This is a genomic window from Streptomyces sp. NPDC025273 (assembly GCF_040638585.1).
In the GTDB taxonomy this organism is placed as follows: Bacteria; Actinomycetota; Actinomycetes; order Streptomycetales; family Streptomycetaceae; genus Streptomyces; species Streptomyces cinereorectus.
This window is the reverse complement of sequence record NZ_JBEZYP010000007.1, coordinates 1-19301: the sequence shown is the minus strand read 5'-3', so window position 1 is coordinate 19301 and position 19301 is coordinate 1. Positions and strand designations below refer to the sequence as shown.

The following is a 19301-nucleotide window of genomic DNA, read 5'->3' as shown; positions in this document are numbered from 1 at the left end:
CACGAGGGAGAAGGCGATGAGGATCGAGGTCGACGACAGCCGGTGCTTCGCGGTCGGGAACTGCGCGCTGATCGCACCGGCTGTCTTCGACCAGCGTGACGAGGACGGCACGGTGGTCCTGCTCGACGCGACTCCGCCGCAGGGCGAGCACGAGCCGGTCCGGGCGGCGGCCCTGCGCTGCCCGGCCTCGGTCATCACCCTGCACGAGAACACGCGGGCTCACGATGAGTGATCTGCTCGGCCAGATGTTCGTCCGACCCCCGGGGGATACCCATGAGTGACGTGGACGTGCCGGTTCTGATAGTCGGTGGGGGAGGCTGTGGGCTCGCCGCCTCGGTCTTCCTGTCCGACGCGGGTGTGCGCCACCTGCTGGTGGAGCGCCGCGAGTCGACCTCCGTACTCCCGAGGGCGCACTACCTGAACCAACGCACCATGGAGATCTTCCGGCAGCACGGAATCGCCGAGGACGTCTACGGGATCAGCGCTCCGCCGGCCCACATGAGCGAGGTCACCTGGCGTACCTCGCTGGCAGGCGACGGCCCCCTGGACGCGCGGGAACTGCACCGGATGGACGCCTTCGGCGGAGGCAGCACCGCCGGGCCCTACGCGGCCGACAGCCCCGGCCCCTCGACCAACCTCCCGCAGCACCGGCTCGAGCCGTTGCTGCGCAGGCACGCGGAGCGACGGGCACCGTCCAGCCTGCTCTTCCACCACGAGATGACGGGGTTCAGCCAGGACGAGGACGGCGTGACCGCGCGGATCACCGACCGGTCCACCGGCGAGGAGCGTGTCGTGCGTGCCCGCTACCTCCTGGGGGCCGACGGCGGCAGGAGTATCGGCCGTTCGCTCGACGTTCCGATGGATGGTGCCGGGGGCGCCTTCACCATCATCTCGGTCCACTTCAGCGCGGACCTGTCGCGCTGGTGGAGCGGTGACTCGGTGCTGATGACCCACATCATCAGCCCCGAGGGCGAGGTCTCCGTGATCGTCGCGACCGGACCCGACTGGGGCCTGGCCTCCGAGGAATGGGCGTTGCACTTCCGGGTGCCGCCCGGTGCCGCGGTGGACCTCGGCACGGACGCGATCGCCACACGGGTGCGGGAACTGCTCAAGCTGCCCGGGGACCTGAGCGTGCGGGTCCGCCACGTCAGCGAGTACCGGCCGGAGGCGGTGGTGGCCCAGGCCTTCCGGGCCGGCCGGGTCTTCCTCGCCGGAGATGCCGCGCACCGGCAGCCGCCCGCCGCCGGAGGCGGACTCAACACGGCGATCCAGGACGCGCACAACATCGCGTGGAAGCTCGGGGCCGTGTTCGGGGGCCAGGCCGGCGACTCACTGCTGGACACCTACGAGTCGGAGCGGCTGCCCGTCGCGGCACGCAACGTGAGCTGGTCGATGGCCTGCCTGCTCAACTACGGGGTGCTGTTCGCGAGCCTCGGCATGGTGCCCGGACAACCGGAGGCCACCCGGGCCAACTTCCGCGAACTCCTCTCCGACACACCGATGGGGGAGACCCGGCGGACCGTGGTGCGCGAGGTGTTCGGCACGCAGCGGATCGAGTACCAGGCACACGACATCGAACTCGGCCACTTCTACGCGAGCGGCGCGGTGCTCCCGGACGGCACCCCGCCGCCGCCCCGCGACCCGATGGGCGCCACCTACCGTCCGCTCACCCGGCCGGGGCACCGGCTGCCGCACGCCTGGCTGCGGCGAGGCGGCACCCGGGTGTCGACGCTCGATCTCGTCGGTGGCGGCGCCGGCTTCGTGCTGATCACCGGGCCGCTCGGCGAGGGCTGGACGGTCGCCGCCAAGAGAGCCGCGGACACGCACGGGGTGACGCTCACCGTGGTGTCCATCGGGAGCGGAGCCGATACGGCGGACTACTGGGACTCCGAGGGCACCTGGACCCGGGTGAGGGGAACCGAGGACGACGGTGCCGTTCTCGTACGGCCGGACCAGCACGTCGCCTGGCGCCGCGCCCACGCGGGCCCGCGCGCCGACCAGGAACTCGACGCGGCGCTCCGGCGTGCCCTCGGCCACTTCGACGCGACGACCACCGGGAGCTGAGCGTGCCCTCCACCGACGCAGAGCGTGTCGTGCACGACTTCCTGACGCGGATGGGACCGACTCCGGCCCACGTCAGGAAGGCCGTGGACAGCTACCTGACCGACGACTGCGTATGGGAGAACCCCGGATCCCCGGTGTGCCGGGGAAAGCCGGAGATCTTCGCACTCCTGCCGGCCGACTTCGCACGGCTGGAGGTCAGGTTCCGGCATACGGCCTCCGCGGCGGAGACCGTCCTGACCGAGCGGGTCGAGAGCATGTTCCGCGTCGACGGCACCCCGATCGCGCTGCACCTGAAGGTGATGGCGGCGTTCGACGTGCGGGCCGGCCGGATCAGCGCCTGGCGGGACTACTACGACCACACCCATCTCATCTCCGAGCGCCCGGACTGGTGACCATGACGTACAAGCGAACGGATTTGCTGCGACTCCGAGCCGAACTGGTGGACAGAGTGCACAAGTTCGGGCCGGTGTTCGCGGCGGGTGCCGCCGAGGGCGAGCGGGAGCGCAGGCTGCCCGACGACACGGTGCGCGCGATCGACGACTCGCAGGTGAGCAGGCTCTGGACCGCGAGCTCCTACGGCGGACTGGAGACCGACGTCCGCACCCTGAGCGAGGTCGCCAAGGCGCTCTCCCACTACTGTCCGTCCACCTCCTGGGTGGTCAACAACATCAACGGTTCGAACCTGCTCGCCGCGAAGTTCCCGCAGGCCGCCCGGGACGAGGTGTTCGGGAACGACCCCGGCACCAAGCTGGCCTCGGTCTTCGCGGCCACGGGCACCGCGGTGCGCACAGGGGGTGGTTATCTGCTCACCGGCTCCTGGCCGTACGCCACCGGAATCCTGCACGACGACTGGGCCATCCTGGTCGCGAGGGAGGTCGACGGCACGGGGGAGCCCGTAGGAGGTCTCTCCATGCTCGTGCCCGTCGCGGACCTGACGATCGAGGACACCTGGCACACCGTCGGAATGCGCGCCACCGGCAGCCACACCGCCGTGCTCCGGGAGGCGTTCGTGCCCGGCCACCGGGTGATCACGGGCCAGGTCCAGCGGGGACGGGAGAGTGCCACCGACGTCTCGCTGCCGCCGCTGTTCCGGACGGCGGCGATAGCGGCCATGGCCGTCGTCTGCGCCTCCGTGGTGATCGGCATCGGCCAGGCCGCGCGTGCCTTCGTCATCGACAAGGCGCCGGGACGTGGCATCGCGCCCAGCGGATACACGAGACAGACCGACTCGCAGACCTTCGTGTCCGCACTCGGCAGGACGGCCCTGACGATCGACGCGGCCGAGCTGCACGTGAACCGGGCCGCCGACGTGCTCGACGAGGCCGCCCGCGAGGCCACCGGGCTCCCGGAGAGCGAACTCCGGCGTATCCGGGGTGACGTCGGCCAGGCGGTCAACCTCGTCACCGTCGCGCTCGACGAGCTGATGTGGGCCCATGGAGCGGCCGCCTTCGCCGAGTCGAACCCGCTGCAGCAGTACTGGCGGGACGCCAACACGGCGGCCCGGCACGCGATGCTCAACCCCCGCATCGGTCACGAACTGTACGGCGGTTCGTTCTTCGGCCTCGATCTCGTCGTGCCCAGCCTCTGACGCACACCGCCCCCTTTCCGCAGGCCCCCTCCTGCTGAGCCCACGAAGGATTTCCATGGTCTGGCTGCCCCCTTTCCTCATTCCGATGTCGCAGGTAGCACCGGTCACGGTGGGGGCGGCGGACGTATCGGACGCACTGTTCTGGACCTTCGCCGGGCCGACCGCCATCGGGTGGCTCCTGACCTATGTGCTGGCCATCCGGCAGGCCGTGGTGGACCGGCGGGTCGGGATCCCCGCCTACCTGGTGGCGGTGAACTTCGCCTGGGAGTTCAGCCTGACGTTCGTGCTGGAACAGACACCGACGCAGCGTCAGATCAATTTCCTCTGGGTCCTGTTCAACGCCGTCCTGCTGTACCAGGCGCTGCGGCTCGGGCCGCGCGACTACCCCGGTCTGTCGCCACGTGTGTTCCGGTGGTCGCTCGTCGGCGTGCTGGTCTGGGCGTCGGCGGTCGTCGTCGCGGGTGCGAACGAGTTCCACGACCGGGACGGGATGTACACAGGAATGATCATCCAGGTGCCGCTGAGCGCCTCGTTCCTGTCGATGCTCAAGCGACGCGGGTCCAGCGCGGGCCAGTCCATGCACCTCGCCGTCGCCAAGCTGGTGGGGTCGCTCTTCGCCGGGCTGACCGCCTTCGTCCTGTACCCCTCCCACCACCTCCTCCAGGTGCTGGTGCCGACCTATGTAGCCCTGGACATCGCCTATGTGGTCATGTTGCGCAGGACGATGCGCGGGGAGGGACGACCGCCGTGGGCCCTGCGGGCGCCGACGGCCGTCCCCGTGACTCCGGCGGGGTCCGGTGGGGAGCGGTCCGGACCGACGCCGTCTACCGGGCCGGCGCGGCGCGGTGGCGCCGGCGCCCGGTCAGATGACGCCACTGCGTAACGCGTAGGCCACCGCGTGGGGCCGGTTACGCAGGTTCAGACGCCGGGTGACACCGAAGATGACGCGTTTGACCGCCCGTTCCGACAGGCACATCGTGTCGGCGATCTCGGCGGTGTCCATACCTTCCGACATCAGCCGCAGGACCCCGATCTCCCGGGGGGTCAGCCCGGAGGTGTGCAGGCCCTGCGGTGAGAGAACCTCACGCTGCATCCGCTCGACCTGCCGGAGGAGCTCGCCGAGTAACTGCGAGGGGAGCACGCCGCCGCCGGCCGCGGCGGTCAGCACCGCCTCCTCGATACGCTTGCTGGTGGCGGCGACCCGGGGCAGCACCGCCACGACATTGCACTCCACCGCCATGAACAGGTCGGACCGGTCGATGTCCGACGGGATCAGTACCACCGGCACGCGGAGGGAGTCCTTGATCCTGCGCAGCAGCGACGTCACTTCCACGGTCATCCGCTCCGCGACGACCACGGCGACATCGGCCGGGTCGGGGCGTTCTTCCGAGACGATCTCGATGTTGGTCATGGAACCGAGATGACCGCTGATAGCCGATTGCGTCAGCGGATCGGGGGCCCGCACCAGTGTCCTTATCGAACGTCTCGTGGTATTGGCGATCATAGCGAACCTCCATGAACTGGGCAGCGTGTTCGTCGAGGCATTCCGTCGCAATGCCAGGCGCCTGTGATGGCGATTCCTGAGCCGGGTCGCGGTTCTGCGCGGTGCCGACCGCTCAGCGTGTCCGGACACGGCGACGCGGCCGGGCGCGCCGGTCGCGTCGCCGATCCGGACAGGTGATCGCGCCGCACGTGCCCGGGCACCTGATGAGGCGATGGCGCCGCGGAGTCGGTCTCCGTCGCCCAGCCGGCGAAATGTGCCTGCCCGGCGCCAGGCCGCTCTGTGCCAGCACGTCAGAACTCCCCGAGAGTGGCCCGATATGGTCATTGACATTCGGAAAGACGATGTGAAGAACCATACTGTGGCCGACTTCGGGGAGTCGGATGATCTCGACGTTGCTGTTCCCCAAGGGGGAATCCCTCATTCAGTTCGCGAGGACCGTGACGGAGCTTCCACCTACCGCTTCCATCGTCTCCGCGAGCACCATGGCCTCCTCGATGAGGGTCTCCACGATCCGGTGCTCGGGAACGGTCTTGACGACCTTTCCCTTGACGAAGATCTGGCCCTTGCCGTTGCCGGACGCCACACCGAGGTCGGCCTCGCGCGCCTCCCCGGGACCGTTGACCACACACCCCATCACGGCGACCCGCAACGGCACCTCCATGCCCTCCAGCCCCGCGGTGACCTCGTCGGCGAGCTTGTAGACATCCACCTGGGCCCGCCCGCAGGAGGGGCACGACACGATCTCCAGCTTGCGGGGGCGCAGGTTCAGCGACTGCAGGATCTGCGCGCCGACCTTGGCCTCCTCCACCGGCGGGGCCGAGAGCGACACCCGGATCGTGTCGCCGATGCCCTGGCGCAGCAGCGCTCCGAACGCGACGGCCGACTTGATGGTGCCCTGGAAGGCCGGCCCCGCCTCGGTGACGCCCAGGTGCAACGGGTAGTCGCAGCTCTCGGCGAGGATCTCGTAGGCGCGGATCATGATCACGGGATCGTTGTGCTTGACCGAGATCTTCAGGTCGTGGAAGTCGTGTTCGGCGAACAGCGAGGCCTCCCACAGTGCCGATTCGGCCAGCGCCTCCGGAGTGGCCCTGCCGTACTTCCGCATGAGGCGCTGGTCCAGGGACCCCGCGTTCACCCCGATGCGGATCGGGGTGCCGTGGTCCCTGGCCGCACGGGCGATCTCGCCCACCTTGTCGTCGAACTTCTTGATGTTGCCCGGATTGACGCGCACCGCGGCGCAGCCCGCTTCGATGGCCGCGAAGACGTACTTCGGCTGGAAGTGGATGTCGGCGATGACGGGGATCTTCGACTTCGCCGCGATCGCGGGCAGTGCCTCGGCGTCGTCCGCGCTCGGGCAGGCGACGCGGACGATGTCGCAGCCGGCGGCGGTGAGTTCGGCGATCTGCTGCAGGGTGGCGTCGACGTCGGCCGTGACGGTCGTGGTCATCGACTGCACCGAGACGGGGTGGTCACTTCCCACTCCGACCGGTCCCACCCGCAACTGACGGGTGGGCCTCCGGCCGGCGAGAGTGGCGGGCGGCAGAGCGGGCATACCGAGCGCGACCTGGGTCACCGCGGTGTCCTTTCCCAAACGGATGCGGGGGTGTGTGCCGTCGCCGCGTCGCCGCGCAGGGCGAGCGCGGACGCGGCGACGGACTGTGCGGTGAGGCCGTGCCGGGCCAGAATGGCCGGTCGCTCACCGTGGTTCAGGAATTCCAGGGGCAGTCCCAGAGCGTGCACGGGGGTGCTGATCCGGGCATCGGAGCACGCCTGTGCCAGCGCCGCGCCCACGCCCCCGGCGCGCACCCCGTCCTCGACGGACAGCGTCAGGTGGTGACGGGACGCCAGGTGGACCAGGGCGGGATTGACGGGCAGCACCCAGCGCGGGTCGACGACGGTCACTCCGACGCCCTCCTCGGCCAGCAGTTCCGCCGCGTGCACGGCGGTAGCCGCGAGAACCCCGGAGGCGACGAGCAGGACGTCGAGCGGCCGGGACCGGGTGCGGTGGAGGATGTCCATACCCTCCATGCGGGTCAGGGCGGGGATCTCAGGGCCGGCGCCGCCCTTCGGGAATCTCATCGCGGTGGGACCGTCCTCGACGGACAGGGCCTCACCCAGCAGTTCGGCGAGCCGGACGGTGTCGCGCGGCGAGGCGACACGCATCCCGGGCACCGTGCCCAGCAGAGCGAGATCCCACATGCCGTGGTGGCTGGCCCCGTCGGGACCGGTGATCCCCGCACGGTCCAGGACGAACGTCACCGGCAGAGCGTGCAGGGCCACGTCCATCATGATCTGGTCGACGGCGCGGTTGAGGAACGTGGCGTACAGGCACACCACCGGGTGCAGGCCGCCCATGGCCAGGCCCGCGGCACTGGTCACCGCGTGCTGCTCGGCGATGCCCACGTCGAAGACCCGGTCCGGGAAGCGCCGGGAGAATCCGCGCAGACCGACCGGTTGCGTCATCGCGGCGGTCAGCGCGACGACATCGGGCCGCTCGGCGGCGATCCGTTCCAGCTCCGCACCGAACACATCGGTCCAGCCGGGCGAGGAACCGCCACGGGACCGGCCCGTGGCCGGGTCGAGGACGCCGATTCCGTGCATACGGTCGGCCTCGTCGTTCTCGGCCGGGGCGTAACCGCGCCCCTTCTCGGTGACGCAGTGGATGACGACCGGCTGGTCCAGTCCCGCCGCCAGGCGGCACGCCAGCTCGACGGCGGCGATGTCATGCCCGTCGACGGGGCCGAGATAGGCGAAGCCGACCGTCTCGAACAGATTCAGGCCACGTGGCCTGCCGCTGCGCAGTGCGGCCAGATGCTCCGCCACCCCGCCCACGGTGGGGTCGTAGGAACGGCCGTTGTCGTTGAGGACCACCACCACGGGCTGCCGACCGCCACCGAGGTTGTTCATGGCCTCCCAGGCCATACCGCCGGTCAGCGCTCCGTCGCCGATGACGGCCACCACGCGGCGGTGCTCCTCGCCGCGCAGTCGCAGCGCCTTGGCCAGACCGTCCGCGTAGGACAGGGCCGTGGAGGCGTGCGAGTTCTCCACGAGGTCGTGGGGGGACTCCTCGCGCGTCGGATAGCCGGAGAGCCCTCCCGCCGCGCGGAGCGTGTCGAAGCCGGACTGCCGGCCGGTGAGGATCTTGTGGGCGTAGGCCTGATGTCCGGTGTCGAACACGATGCGGTCCGCCGGTGAGTCGAACACGCGGTGCAGCGCGATGGTCAGTTCGACCACGCCGAGATTCGGGCCGAGGTGCCCGCCGGTGGCGCAGACCTTGTCGATCAGGAACTCCCTGATCTCGTCCGCCAGCTGCGGCAACTGATCCGGGCGCAGCTTCTTCAGGTCATGGGGATCGGTGACCTGGCCGAGCACAGTCGATGACACGTCTCTCCTCGCTCAGCTGGAACGGCCGTCCGTCACGCATCGCCGCGTACGGCCGAGGGAAGGTCGAAGTGAACGGTTTCGCGGGCGATCTCACGTTCCTCGACGTGGACCGGACCGAAGGTGCCCAACCTGGTCACGACCTCCGTGACCAGGGCGGGCGGCGCCGAAGCGCCGGCCGTGAGCCCTATGGTGCTCACCCCCGTCAGCCACTCCGGGCGGATGTCGCCGGCACGGTCGATCAACTCCGCACGGGTGCCCTCGCGGCGCGCGAGTTCCACCAGGCGGACGGAATTGGACGAGTTCTCCGAGCCGACGACCAGGACGAGGTCGGCCTCCTCGACGATCGCCTTGAGCGCGGCCTGCCGGTTGGTCGTGGCGTAGCAGATGTCGTCGGACGGCGGTTCCTGCAGCAGCGGGAACCTCTCTCTCAGCGCCCCGACGACCTCCGCGGTCTCGTCCACCGCGAGAGAGGTCTGGGTGAGGTAGGAGATCTGCCCTCCGACCGCGGGGGACAGCTCACGGACGTCCTCGGGTGTCGAGACCAGCACCATCGACTCCGGCGCTTCCCCGAGCGTGCCCTCGACCTCCTCGTGCCCGGCGTGGCCGACCAGCACGACCGTGTCGCCGCGAGCCGCGAAGCGGCGTGCCTCGGCATGGACCTTGGCGACCAGGGGACAGGTTCCGTCGATGACGTCGAGGCCGCGCCGGTCAGCCTCCTCGCGCACGGCGGGGGAGATCCCGTGCGCGGAGAACACCACCGTCGCACGGTCCGGCACCTCGTCCAGTTCCTCGACGAAGACCGCGCCCCGTCCCGCGAGATCGTCCACGACGGTGACGTTGTGCACGATCTGCTTACGGACGTAGACCGGCGCGCCCCGCTGTTCCAGAGCCCGCTCCACGATCTCGATGGCCCTCTCGACACCTGCGCAGAAGGAACGAGGTCCAGCCAGCAGGACACGGCGGGCGACGCCGTCCGCCGCGTTCTCGTACGAGCTCTCATCAGCCATGGCCAGGACAGTACGGAGACCGGGGGCACGGCTCTACGGCCGATTCCACTTTCCGGAACGGTCGTTGTGCCGGCGCCGGCGCGTGACCGACGAAAGGGCCCGATGCCGAGCCCTCTCGGGACAGCAACCACGGCCGGTCTTGAGCCCACCGTCAGGACGCGGGTAGGCATGGATCAGTTCATGTGCTTCGGAGACGGGAGCGTCACGGTGGACGGTGAACGACATCTTCAGGCGCCGGCCCCGGGGACGAATGCGGGCACGCTGGTGAGGGAGGGTGTGCCCACACCCCTGGGAGGCCCGCTACGCAAAGCCCTCTTCGTACTCGAGGCCCTGGCCGAGGCATCACGGCCGCTGACCCTGTCGGAGCTGGCACGTCTGGTGAACCTGCCCAAATCGACGCTGCACCGTCTGATGCAGGCGCTCACCGACATCGGTCTCGCCGTCCGGAGGGAGTCGAAATCCTACGAGCTCGGCACGTATCTGTCCCGGCTTGCCGGCACGAGCGGTCCCGCCGGGGTGCAGCGGCTCAGTTACCCGGTCACCCCGTTCCTCCTCGAGCTGTTCCAGCTCACCAACAGGATCGTCAGCCTCGGCACGCTGTCGGGGACGAAGGTCCAGCATGTCGGGACCCTCTACGGACAGGAACACGTGCGGCTCGCGATGGCGCTGCGGCAGCCGGTCCCGGCGTACTCCTCGGCGGCGGGCAAGCTCCTGCTCGCGATGTCGCAGCGGAATCCGGCCGACTTCTTCGACACGGCAAAGGCCGACCTGGGCATGACCCGCGCCAGGACGGACGCGATGCGGCGCGAGTTCGACCGCATCCGACGCACCGGCCTGTCGTACGCCAGGAGTGAGAGCATCCCCGACCTGGTCGAACTGGCGGCCCCGGTCCGTCTCGGGAAGGCCGGCCCGGTCGCCGCGGTCGTGGTCGGCGACACGGTGAACACCAGGGACCTGCGCAGCGTCGCGCGTGCTCTCCTCGACACCGCCGACGCGATCGAGAAGCAGCTGGCCGACGTGTGCTGACGCGTCACCCGGACGCCGGGCGCGTCCGCGGCGTCCCAACTGCCACTGCTGTGGCTCCGTCGTTGCGCGTCCACCGGCTGACCCGCGCGCCGTTCGGCGGTGGACGCGCCGGAGGCAGCGCCTTGCCACTCTTGCGACTGACCAGGACGTACCAGGCATTGGTGTCCACCGTCACCGCCTCGGCGGGCGCCGGATCCACCGCGGCGAGCATGCCGGTCGCGAGGGTCGCCGCAAGCACGGCGGCGACCCCGGACCATCAGCGATGTCTTCCTGGAGAGGCGGGAGAAGCCGCACCGCAGGCCGTCATCGATTCGCCCTTTCGTCTGTGGCAGGACCCATCAGGTGCGGGTCCAGCGTTGGTTACTGCCGTTCGAGCAGGAGTAGAGCTGGATCAGGGTGCCGTTGGCCGTGCCGCCTCCGACGGCGTCGAGGCAGAGACCGGACTGGACGCCGACGATGGATCCGTCGGAGTTGAGGCGCCATTTCTGGTTGTCGCCGCCCCAGCAGCTGTAGATCTGGACTTGGGAGCCGTTGCCGGTGCCGGCGGCGTCCAGGCACTTGGTGCCGTAGACCCTGAGCTCGCCGGCGTCGGTATACGTCCACTGCTGGTTGCTGCCGCTGTGGCAGTCCCAGAGGTGGAGCTGGGTGCCGTCGGTGGTGCTGGTGCCGGGCACGTCCAGGCAGCGGCCCGAGCCGACGCCCTTGATCTGTCCGGAATCCGCAGGGGGCGTGGTGGAGCCGCCGTTGAGTGCGTTGAGGACGGCGGTGTAGGCGGGCTTCTTGCTGCCGTCACCGTTGAACAGCAGTGGCGTCTGCTCCGACCGCCAGGAGTCGGTGTCGCGCACACCCCAGACGGTGATGCCGAGGCAGCGCGGGACGGCCAGGCAGTCGTTGGTCACGTTGGCGTAGGTCGAGGCCGGGGCGCCCTGGATGTCGAGTTCGGTGATGGCCACGTCGACGCCGAGGGCGGCGAAGCTCTGCAGGGTGGTGCGGAAGTTGCTGTTGTAGGGGCTGCCGCTGTTGAAGTGCGACTGGAAGCCGACGCAGTCGATCGGCACGCCGCGCTGCTTGAAGTCCCGGACCATGGCGTACATGGCCTGGGTCTTGGCCCAGGTCCAGTCCTCGACGTTGTAGTCGTTGTAGCAGAGCTTGGCCGCCGGGTCGGCGGCGCGCGCGGCGCGGAAGGCGGCCTCGATCCAGTCGTTGCCGGTGCGTTGCAGATTGGAGTCCCGCCGGGCTCCCGAACTGCCGTCGGCGAAGGCCTCGTTCACGACGTCCCACTGGGCGATCTTGCCCTTGTAGTGGAGCATCACGCCGTTGATGTGGTCGATCATCGCCTGGCGCAGTGTGCTGCCGCTGAGGCTCTGCATCCAGCCGGGCTGCTGGGAGTGCCAGGCCAGGGTATGGCCGCGCACCTGCTTGCCGTTCTGCACCGCCCAGTTGTAGACGCGATCAGCGGCGGTGAAGTTGAACTGGCCCCGCTGCGGTTCGGTGGCGTCGATCTTCATCTCGTTCTCGGCCGTCACCGAGTTGAACTCACGGCCCGCGATGCTTGTGTACGTCGAGTCGCCCAGCTTGCCCGAGGCGATGGCGGTGCCGAAGTAGCGGCCGCTCTGCGTCGCTGCGGCGCCGAGCGTGCTCTCGGCGGCGTGTGCGGTCGGCGGCGAGACCAGTGCGGCGACCGCACCGAGGACGCCGACGACCAGCGCCACCAGCAGGCTGCGGATCTTTCGGTGGACAGCGGGTCTGGGAAGGGCGTACGAGCCCATGACTGTGCCTCCAGGGTAGAAATCACGGAAGGACTGAACCGCAGGGAGTTGCGTCGTCCGTGCCTGTTCGGCCGCGGCTCAGGCGGGGGACCGCCTCACGGCATCGCGTACCTCTCCCACTGCGTGAGGAGCCAGGATGCGCAGGTGCGAACCTCACCGGAGCGAAACGGGGTGCGCTGATCTGTAGTGCAGTGGTGAGTGGATCTGCCGTGCAGCATGGATGGCCCAGGGCGGATGTGGTTCGGGAAATCGAACTGTGGCCGGTTTCTCAGACAGGAATGATTGAGGAATTGACGATGCATCGTCAATACCTTCAGCGAAAAAAGTTTCTGCTCTTCGTCCGAAACGTTCGAGATCCCGGTCACCGGCCGGCGTCGGCGTGCTTCCGGTGGGTGCGACAGCTTGACGAGCCTGGCTGGGCGGGCCTCTCGGTCGCGGGCGCGACAGCGGTGCGGTAGCAGGGTGCCGAACACCTCGGCCCTCTGTCGGTGTGACGTGCGGTGTTTTGTGTACATAGGCTCTACGAATGTTTCGAAGTCAACGGCGACACATGCGAAAGGCGTTGACGCCGTCCCTGGCACTCTGCCAAGCAAGTTGCTCGACACTTCGACCCCTGTGCGATATTGCGAACGTATCGAGTCGCTCCATCGCACGGCAGGGCAGCTCCGGGTCACGCCGCCCGAACGCAGAGCCGCACACGCCGATCGGGAAATTCCCGGGCAACTTCGGTTCGTCGTACACGACGATCATGAGCGACACGAAGGCCGACCTCTTCGAGGGCGTACAGGTCCACAAGGTCCAGGGCCAGAACCAGTACCCCATGATCGTCGAGGCGATGGGCGCGAACGGGCGCTACCTCCGCTCCTCAGGTCATGAACAGAGCCACCGGCTTTCGGCTCAAAATGCGCACGGTGCGGCCGGCGAGTGTGCGCAGCACCGGCCGCAGTTGGAGGAGCAGGCCCTGGTTGAGGTACCGGGGCAGGTCATCGCGCAGACCCTCGTGCAGGACAGTGCGGTACAGGCCCATGCGCTGATGAGGCTTGCACATGTCGTACGAGGTCATCCCCGACCAGGCCATGTGCAGCGGCAGAGGTCCTCGACGTCCGTGCCGGAGAGGTCCGTCGGCGCGGGGACGTGGTGCTGCGGGCTGGAGGGCATGGCTCCATCATGACGGCCGAGACGCGGTGCGGGCCATGATGGGCGAGCCGGTGTCTGGAGCGAGCAGCGTGGGTCCATGCCGGCTGAGCATGGCTGTGGGAGTGTGTTCCGCCCCGAGCGGAGGCATGGGCTGTCAGTCAAGACGCTCGTCTGACGCTCCGGCCCACAAGATGACGCCTTCGGTTCCCGCCATAAGTCCCAGAAAAGTCCCAGAGGCGCCGCCACGCCCCTCTTGCCTCGCGTTCATGCAGGTCAGGAGGGGTATGGCGGCGTCCTTTCCGAAGAATTTCAGATGTCCCGGAAGAGATCAGCCAGGCCCGTGACCTGCCGGTCTGGGTGGTTGTGAGTCGCTGACCTGCACAGATGGTCTTTCGGCTGTTTCACAGTCATGCCTGTTGATGCAGCCGTAAGTCCCAGAGAAGTCCCAGAGCATTCCCAGGGGCGATGATGACACTTTCGGCTCTATGCGGCCCCGAAGTCCTGGCTCGGACACCAGGGAGCGGCTCGACCCCGGGGTGGCGCTCACCGTGCCTCACCCCGGCCGGCGTCGGCCGGAGCAGGCGCCATGAGCTCCCCCGGCTTATAGCTCGGGTTCGATTCCCGTCATCCGCTCTTCAGTGAAGGCCCAGGTCGAGGACCTGGGCCTTCTTCGTTGTCCAGACCTCTCAGTGCCAGCTTCGGCATCCAGCGCTCGCCTGCGGGAGCGCGCGCAACACGCTCACTTCTGCACTTCGCGGACCCAGGCCGTGAGCCCAGTCAGGAATCCCGCCTTCTCGTCGGGCGACAGCCCTTCCAGCGCGCGTAGCAGCGGCTCGGTCCGCCGAAGGATGAAGGCTTCGAGCGGCACGCGGTGTTCCTCGGCCAGGGACACCAGGACGCGGCGGCGGTTCGTCGGATCCTCGGCCCGATCCACGATGCCGGCCCGGCTCAGGGCTCCGACCAGTTCGCTGGCGGTGGACAGTGACACCTGAAGCCGTCGGGCGATCTCGCTGACGGTCAGCGGCTGTCCGGCCAGCAACTGGGGCAGTACGGCGCCGTGGCGAGGCGTCAGGCCATGCGCTTCCATGGCGTCTCGCAAGGGCTCCGGCATCAGATCGCGTACGACCGAACCGCGGAAGAAGGGCTCCAGCAGCGGTACGAGACCGGCGACCTCAAGCTCATCCGGGGCCGGCTTCCGTGACGTCTTCCCGGCGTTCTCGCTCTGCAGCATGCTACAAGTGTATATGGTTCGGATATCCAAACTGTTTGGCTCTGCGGAGGATCTCATATGCCGTCGATCAGCTACAGCGATGCGCTCAATGACGCCCTGGAACGCATGGACGACCTTGGATACGAGCGAGGACAGGGCGTGGATCTCGCCAACCACGGCCCGATGGGCGCCGAGGCGCTCGCCCTGCTCGGGCAAGTGGACCAAGTCGCCCGGTGGGTAGGTCGCTACCGGAGGGCGATGGAACACCACGAGCCTCCCGCCGCCGGCTTCGCCCTGGACCCCGCGGACGAGTCCTCGTGGCGCCCCGCCCTCGGCACCTTCCGGCGGGCCGGGGACTGGGAGCGGCTCTTCGTCCGCGAACTGGCCGGGGCGCACTGGCGTGCGGTGCTCGTGCGCTGGTGGCCCCGCCTGCTTCCAGGGCTTTTCGCAGGCCTGACCCACGGGGTCATCCGCACCGCGCACGCCGTACGCGGCCTGTACGCGACCGGCGACAGAAGCACAGCGCTCCAGCTGAAGGAACTGGCCCGCGGCCTGGCCTACTGGGCGGCCCGCTACAGCGAACTCCCCGGCCGCCCGCGACTGCACGGCCGCCACGAGCTGCCCGACGCGGTCGCCACGCTGCCCCGCGTACCGCTCGACGACGCGATGGGGCCGGGTCCCGCCCGCCGGCGCCTGGACACGCTCGCCGAACTCCCCGGCTACGGCGAGTCCTTGGTAACGCTGGCCCCGCAGCAGGCACCCCGGCTGCTGAGCGAGATGACGGCCCAGTTCGCCGATGTCTATCTCGGCCACCCCGAGGTGTACCCCGTCCCGTTGATCCACGGCGTCACGGCCCCCGCCGCCATCCGCCTCGTACTCCCGCATCTACCGCAGGAGCTGTACGAGCCGACGCTGGCCCGGCTCTGGCAGGTGCAGTCGGCGTTCCTGTTCGCCTTCACCTCGGACCGGCGCGACGAGGGCACGGCGGCCTGGCAGTCGGAGATACCGGATCTGCCCCCACTGGACGAGCTGGGCGCCCGCGCCGCCGAGCACGGCGACGAGCACGTCATCAAGTTCACCGAAGCGTGCCTGCGCGAATACGCCCTGCGGCCCGACCCGCGCTATCCGGCCGCCGCCTTCGCCGCGCAGCGGCGCATCACCCGTCTCGACGCCGGCGGCGGAGTCCGCGGAGCCGCGTCATGATGCACGGACTGCCCTGTCTGTCGGCTGGCGAAGGACCGCCGTTGATCGTCCTGCTCTTCACGCCGGAGGCGGCCGTCCCCACGGGCGTGAGCCGCCGGCTCACCCTGCGGATGCTGCGACCCTTCTCCGAGCGGTTCACCACTCACCTCCTCATACGCCCGCCCGGCCTGCCGACGACGACGACGATGGCCCAGCTCGCCGCTGTCCACGCCGAAGCGATCCGGGAGACCTTCGGCGGCCCGGTGAACGTGCTGGGCCTGTCCACCGGTGGGTCGCTTGCCCTCCAGCTCGCCGCCGACCATCCCGAGCTGGTCGACCGCCTCGTCCTGGGCGGTACGGCCTTTACCCTCGGCCCGGTCGGCAGGCGCGCCCAGCGCCGCTACATCGAGCGCGCACGGCAAGGCGAGCGGCCGAGCCCTGCACTGGCCGAGATGCTCACCGGTTCGCCGATCGGCCGGACGGCGCTGGGGGGCCTGCTCTGGCTCATGGACGGCCGCCGCGAATACCACGACGCAGCCACCATGCTGGCCGCCGAGGACGGCTTCGACCTTCGCAGCCGATTGCGCGAGATCAAGGCGCCCACGCTGCTCCTGCAGGGCGAGGAAGACATCGTCTACCCACTCGACCTGGCCCGGCAGACCGTCAAGGGCATTCCAGACGCCCGGCTCGTCGTCTACCAGGGGCGTAGCCATAGCGGAACCTTCACGGACAAACGGTTCGCCGCCGACGCCCTGGCCTTCCTGCAGAACGATCAGCCCTAGGTTCCAGCCACCAAAGCCCCGGCTTCCTGGCGTGCCACCACATACCGGTCGGACCGGTAAGGAACGGTCAACAGGGGCTTCTCAGGGACCCTTTCATACGAGGCCACCAGGGGATGTTCCAGGTCAATGGCTACGAGGGCCCCATTGATTCGGCCTCGGTTAAGGCAACGTCGTCCGTCGACTCGAAGAATGCGTCGCCGAGGGCGAGTTCCAGACCGACTGTGAGGCCGCGCGCGAGCCGGAGCCCCAACGCCAAGCGCCCGGCGGCGCACGCGAGATGCGTCGCCGGGGTGGGTGGGGTGCTGAGCCAGCAGTGGACCTGCGTCCCGAGCGTTGAGAAGAACGCCACCACGCCATTGGCCGCACCGAGCAGAAGGGCTGCGCCGGCGCTGACCGTCGTCGGCATCGTCGGGGTCTGCTTCAAAAGCTCCCGGATCTGCGGCTCGACCGCGTCGACCGCCGAGCCCTTGAGCGGCCGCGAGTGCGTCGGCGGCTGGTCGGTGGCCAGCGCCCGCTTCACCGTGTTCTTCGAGATGCCCAGATGCCGGGCGATTGCCCGGATCGGCATCTCCTCGGCCCGGTGCAGCCTGCGGATCTCTGCCCAGTCCTCCACTTGGATAACTACGCGAAGCTGCTGGAAGGCTCCGGCGCCCGCGGGCATGCGGCCCTCGTCCCGACAGCCCGCGACGCGGCACACGCCCTCTATGCAGCGGTGCGGGAGCATCGCCGCGAACGACCGGAAGCCGTGGAGGTGTGGGCGGCGTACGTGCATCTCGGACCGTGACACAAGAGGCGGGTCTTGTCCCGACATGATCAGTCGGTGTCTGGACCATCGGCTTCTTCGAGGAGACGGGCCGCAAGTTCGTCGGCCCACTCCACGGCCCAGGCGCGGAGAGCGTTGATCGTGGCGTAATCGAGCCCATAGGCGGCGAAGGCTTCGTCGTCGGTCCACTCGGCGCCTGTGAGATTCGACTGCAGATCCTCGCGCTCGAAGCGGCCGCGGGCGTGGCGGCGGCCGAACTCCTCGAGCTCGGCATTGGTCCAGCGGCGGGAGGCTGCGAACACGTCGATCAGGTCGCGGGGCGCTCCACGGTCGGCGAGAGCGCGGACCTTGGTCCCGATCACGTCCTCCTCCGCGAGGACGGGCCCGTACGGACTCTGGGCGATCGGCCGCCAGAAGATCTCCTTGAGGATGTCGACTTCGCATTCCTGCCCGGTGGCCGGATCGGCCACGGTGAAGCGGGCGGACAGCGGGGCGGTCTCCAACGCATGCACCTTCCAGCCGCGGGCCTCCAGGCCGACGCGGAGCGCGGCGGCGATGTCAGCCATGGGCGTCGGGTTCTCGGTGGCGACATCGAGGTCCTGGCTGGGGCGGGTCACGAGGCGATGTGCTCGCACGGCGTACCCGCCGGTGAGGACCAGGGGATACGGCGAGCCGAGGGCGATGACATCTGCCAGGAGCCGCGTGTGCAGCTCCGGCATGTCCGTCACGCGGCTGCCCGGGGGCGGGAGGCGAGCTGGGGGAAGGCGTCTTCCCATACGGCGCGCACGCTGCGGCCGACGAGGGTGCGCAGCACCGGCCACAGCTCAAGGAGCAGGTCCTGGTTGAGGTAGCGGGGCAGGTCGTCGCGTAGGCCCTCATGCAGAACAGTGCGGTAGAGGCCGATGCGCTGGCGAGGCTTGCCCAGGTCGTACGACGTCATCCCGGACCAGGCCATGTGCAATGGCAGCTCCACAACTCCCTTGGCCGGGCCCTGCAACTCGTCCAGCGACTCCGGCAGACGCCGTCGGAACTTCTCCCGGTACAACGCGAGATCCTCGGCGACCGCGTCCGAGAGGCCGCTCGGCGCGGGTGCGGGGTGCTGTGGGCTGGAGGACATGCCTCCATTATGACCGCAGGGGAGCGGTAAGGGGCATGATGCGCGAGCTTGCGTCTGCAGTGAGCGGGACGGGCTCGTGGAGGGTGTCTGAGCGTGACAGTAAGGCAGTGAGTCGAGAACCCGGCCCGACCTGTCCTCGTCCATGAGTCGCTCAGGCCGACGCCCTGCCCGTGACCCATCACGTGTAGTGCCGGGCAATCCGTCTCTCAGCCCCTGAGACCGACAGTCTCCCGGTTCGGCCCAGAAGTCCCTGAGAAGTCCCACAGGCGAAGCCGAATCCCCTCCTGGCTCACATACGCGCAGGTCAAGAGGGGTGTAGCGGTGTCAATTCTGACGGCTTTCAGATGTCCCGGAAGAGACCGCGCAGTCCCATGGCCTGGGGCGATACGTGGTTGCACAGCGTTGACCTGCGTGGATCATCTTTCAGATGTCTTCTGCGCGTGTACATTGATGCGGCCGAAAGTCCCAGAGAAGTTCCAGGGTCCCTGCCGCCCACGACCCGTTCTCCGGGCTACACGCGGGCCTTGGCTCTGAGCCGTCGCCGGGGTCTGTCAAACGAACGTTTGACAGACCCCCACTGCGCGTTCGTCATGTCCGAGGTGCAGTGCTGCTTGCGGCCAGGCCAGTCCGGCAGCGTTCCCGTACAGCAGGCGTCCTGCAACAACTTCAGGCAGCTCTACCTTCTTGAACGGGTTGATCGAGCCATTCGTAGGGTTGGGTCGCCCAGGGGTGCTGGGTGTGGCTATCAGGCGGCTGCCGTCTCGTGGC

17 protein-coding genes and 3 pseudogenes are annotated in these 19301 nt (G+C 68.9%); 9 read left to right on the top strand and 11 right to left on the bottom strand.

Annotated features, from left to right (window positions below; translation table 11 throughout):
- Positions 1–16: 16 nt before the first annotated feature.
- From AB0F38_RS14050 to AB0F38_RS14030, 5 genes are all read left to right on the top strand, one after another.
- The gene (locus tag AB0F38_RS14050; protein ID WP_361891607.1) at positions 17–232 is read left to right on the top strand and encodes a ferredoxin; all 216 of its coding nucleotides are present in this window, start codon (positions 17–19) and stop codon (positions 230–232) included.
- 41 nt (positions 233–273) lie between these two features.
- On the top strand, positions 274–2064 hold the full coding sequence (locus AB0F38_RS14045) for an FAD-dependent monooxygenase (protein WP_361891604.1): 1791 nt from the start codon (positions 274–276) through the stop codon (positions 2062–2064).
- A gap of 2 nt (positions 2065–2066) precedes the next feature.
- Positions 2067–2456: a limonene-1,2-epoxide hydrolase family protein gene (locus tag AB0F38_RS14040; protein WP_361891601.1), complete on the top strand. Its 390-nt coding sequence runs from the start codon at positions 2067–2069 to the stop codon at positions 2454–2456.
- A 2-nt stretch (positions 2457–2458) separates the two neighbouring features.
- The gene (locus AB0F38_RS14035) at positions 2459–3652 is read left to right on the top strand and encodes a hypothetical protein (protein WP_361891598.1); all 1194 of its coding nucleotides are present in this window, start codon (positions 2459–2461) and stop codon (positions 3650–3652) included.
- A gap of 85 nt (positions 3653–3737) precedes the next feature.
- Complete coding sequence (locus AB0F38_RS14030) at positions 3738–4535, top strand: hypothetical protein (protein ID WP_361891595.1); 798 nt, start codon at positions 3738–3740, stop codon at positions 4533–4535.
- Here AB0F38_RS14030 and AB0F38_RS14025 read toward each other — a convergent pair.
- The 4 genes from AB0F38_RS14025 to ispH form a co-directional block, all read right to left on the bottom strand.
- On the bottom strand, positions 4515–5063 hold the full coding sequence (locus AB0F38_RS14025) for a LuxR C-terminal-related transcriptional regulator (RefSeq protein WP_361891592.1): 549 nt from the start codon (positions 5061–5063) through the stop codon (positions 4515–4517). The two genes, AB0F38_RS14030 and AB0F38_RS14025, sit on opposite strands and share 21 nt — an antisense overlap.
- 514 nt (positions 5064–5577) lie before the next feature.
- Complete coding sequence (gene ispG / locus AB0F38_RS14020) at positions 5578–6729, bottom strand: flavodoxin-dependent (E)-4-hydroxy-3-methylbut-2-enyl-diphosphate synthase (RefSeq protein WP_361891589.1); 1152 nt, start codon at positions 6727–6729, stop codon at positions 5578–5580.
- A complete protein-coding gene (locus AB0F38_RS14015) occupies positions 6726–8540 on the bottom strand; it encodes a 1-deoxy-D-xylulose-5-phosphate synthase (protein ID WP_361891586.1) in 1815 nt (604 codons plus the stop codon). The genes ispG and AB0F38_RS14015 overlap by 4 nt, the downstream gene beginning before the upstream one ends.
- A 32-nt stretch (positions 8541–8572) precedes the next feature.
- Positions 8573–9547 carry a 4-hydroxy-3-methylbut-2-enyl diphosphate reductase gene (gene ispH, locus AB0F38_RS14010; protein WP_361891583.1) on the bottom strand — a complete coding sequence of 325 codons (975 nt, stop codon included), beginning with the start codon at positions 9545–9547 and terminating at the stop codon, positions 8573–8575.
- A gap of 276 nt (positions 9548–9823) precedes the next feature.
- Between ispH and AB0F38_RS14005 the strand changes: the two genes are divergently transcribed.
- Positions 9824–10573, top strand: coding sequence for a helix-turn-helix domain-containing protein (locus AB0F38_RS14005; RefSeq protein ID WP_361891580.1), 750 nt, complete (start codon positions 9824–9826; stop codon positions 10571–10573).
- Between the two features lie 4 nt (positions 10574–10577).
- Here the strand turns inward: AB0F38_RS14005 and AB0F38_RS14000 are convergent, their stop codons facing one another.
- Positions 10578–10811 carry a hypothetical protein gene (locus tag AB0F38_RS14000; RefSeq protein WP_361891577.1) on the bottom strand — a complete coding sequence of 78 codons (234 nt, stop codon included), beginning with the start codon at positions 10809–10811 and terminating at the stop codon, positions 10578–10580.
- Between the two features lie 100 nt (positions 10812–10911).
- Positions 10912–12342, bottom strand: coding sequence for an endo-1,4-beta-xylanase (locus AB0F38_RS13995; protein WP_361891575.1), 1431 nt, complete (start codon positions 12340–12342; stop codon positions 10912–10914).
- 700 nt (positions 12343–13042) lie between these two features.
- Here AB0F38_RS13995 and AB0F38_RS13990 point away from each other — a divergent pair.
- Positions 13043–13207: pseudogene (locus tag AB0F38_RS13990) on the top strand (non-reducing end alpha-L-arabinofuranosidase family hydrolase); the annotation flags it as partial.
- On the opposite strand, the pseudogene AB0F38_RS13985 reads toward AB0F38_RS13990, so the two are convergent.
- Positions 13208–13500 (bottom strand): annotated as a pseudogene (locus tag AB0F38_RS13985) (hypothetical protein).
- A gap of 718 nt (positions 13501–14218) precedes the next feature.
- Positions 14219–14710, bottom strand: coding sequence for a MarR family transcriptional regulator (locus AB0F38_RS13980; RefSeq protein ID WP_361891572.1), 492 nt, complete (start codon positions 14708–14710; stop codon positions 14219–14221).
- Between the two features lie 57 nt (positions 14711–14767).
- On the opposite strand from AB0F38_RS13980, the gene AB0F38_RS13975 reads away from it, so the two are divergent.
- Positions 14768–15892, top strand: coding sequence for a hypothetical protein (locus tag AB0F38_RS13975; protein WP_361891569.1), 1125 nt, complete (start codon positions 14768–14770; stop codon positions 15890–15892).
- Between the two features lie 41 nt (positions 15893–15933).
- On the top strand, positions 15934–16653 hold the full coding sequence (locus AB0F38_RS13970) for an alpha/beta hydrolase (RefSeq protein ID WP_361891566.1): 720 nt from the start codon (positions 15934–15936) through the stop codon (positions 16651–16653).
- Between the two features lie 385 nt (positions 16654–17038).
- Here the strand turns inward: AB0F38_RS13970 and AB0F38_RS13965 are convergent.
- The 3 genes and pseudogenes from AB0F38_RS13965 to AB0F38_RS13955 form a co-directional block, all read right to left on the bottom strand.
- Positions 17039–17314: pseudogene (locus AB0F38_RS13965) on the bottom strand (helix-turn-helix domain-containing protein); the annotation flags it as partial.
- Between the two features lie 152 nt (positions 17315–17466).
- Complete coding sequence (locus tag AB0F38_RS13960) at positions 17467–18135, bottom strand: nucleotidyl transferase AbiEii/AbiGii toxin family protein (protein ID WP_361891563.1); 669 nt, start codon at positions 18133–18135, stop codon at positions 17467–17469.
- Positions 18136–18140: 5 nt separating this feature from the next.
- The gene (locus tag AB0F38_RS13955) at positions 18141–18533 is read right to left on the bottom strand and encodes a hypothetical protein (RefSeq protein ID WP_361891560.1); all 393 of its coding nucleotides are present in this window, start codon (positions 18531–18533) and stop codon (positions 18141–18143) included.
- Positions 18534–19301 lie beyond the last annotated feature (768 nt).

Excerpts from the sequence above, each read along its gene's own strand:
- AB0F38_RS14030 (WP_361891595.1), top strand. The coding sequence starts at position 3,738 with ATGTCGCAGGTAGCACCGGTCACGGTGGGGGCGGCGGACGTATCGGAC.
- AB0F38_RS13960 (WP_361891563.1), bottom strand. The coding sequence starts at position 18,135 with ATGCCGGAGCTGCACACGCGGCTCCTGGCAGATGTCATCGCCCTCGGC.
- AB0F38_RS13955 (WP_361891560.1), bottom strand. The coding sequence starts at position 18,533 with ATGTCCTCCAGCCCACAGCACCCCGCACCCGCGCCGAGCGGCCTCTCG.
- AB0F38_RS14035 (WP_361891598.1), top strand. The coding sequence starts at position 2,459 with ATGACGTACAAGCGAACGGATTTGCTGCGACTCCGAGCCGAACTGGTG.
- AB0F38_RS14045 (WP_361891604.1), top strand. The coding sequence starts at position 274 with ATGAGTGACGTGGACGTGCCGGTTCTGATAGTCGGTGGGGGAGGCTGT.
- AB0F38_RS13975 (WP_361891569.1), top strand. The coding sequence starts at position 14,768 with ATGCCGTCGATCAGCTACAGCGATGCGCTCAATGACGCCCTGGAACGC.
- AB0F38_RS14050 (WP_361891607.1), top strand. The coding sequence starts at position 17 with ATGAGGATCGAGGTCGACGACAGCCGGTGCTTCGCGGTCGGGAACTGC.
- AB0F38_RS14025 (WP_361891592.1), bottom strand. The coding sequence starts at position 5,063 with ATGACCAACATCGAGATCGTCTCGGAAGAACGCCCCGACCCGGCCGAT.
- AB0F38_RS13995 (WP_361891575.1), bottom strand. The coding sequence starts at position 12,342 with ATGGGCTCGTACGCCCTTCCCAGACCCGCTGTCCACCGAAAGATCCGC.
- ispH (WP_361891583.1), bottom strand. The coding sequence starts at position 9,547 with ATGGCTGATGAGAGCTCGTACGAGAACGCGGCGGACGGCGTCGCCCGC.
- AB0F38_RS13980 (WP_361891572.1), bottom strand. The coding sequence starts at position 14,710 with ATGCTGCAGAGCGAGAACGCCGGGAAGACGTCACGGAAGCCGGCCCCG.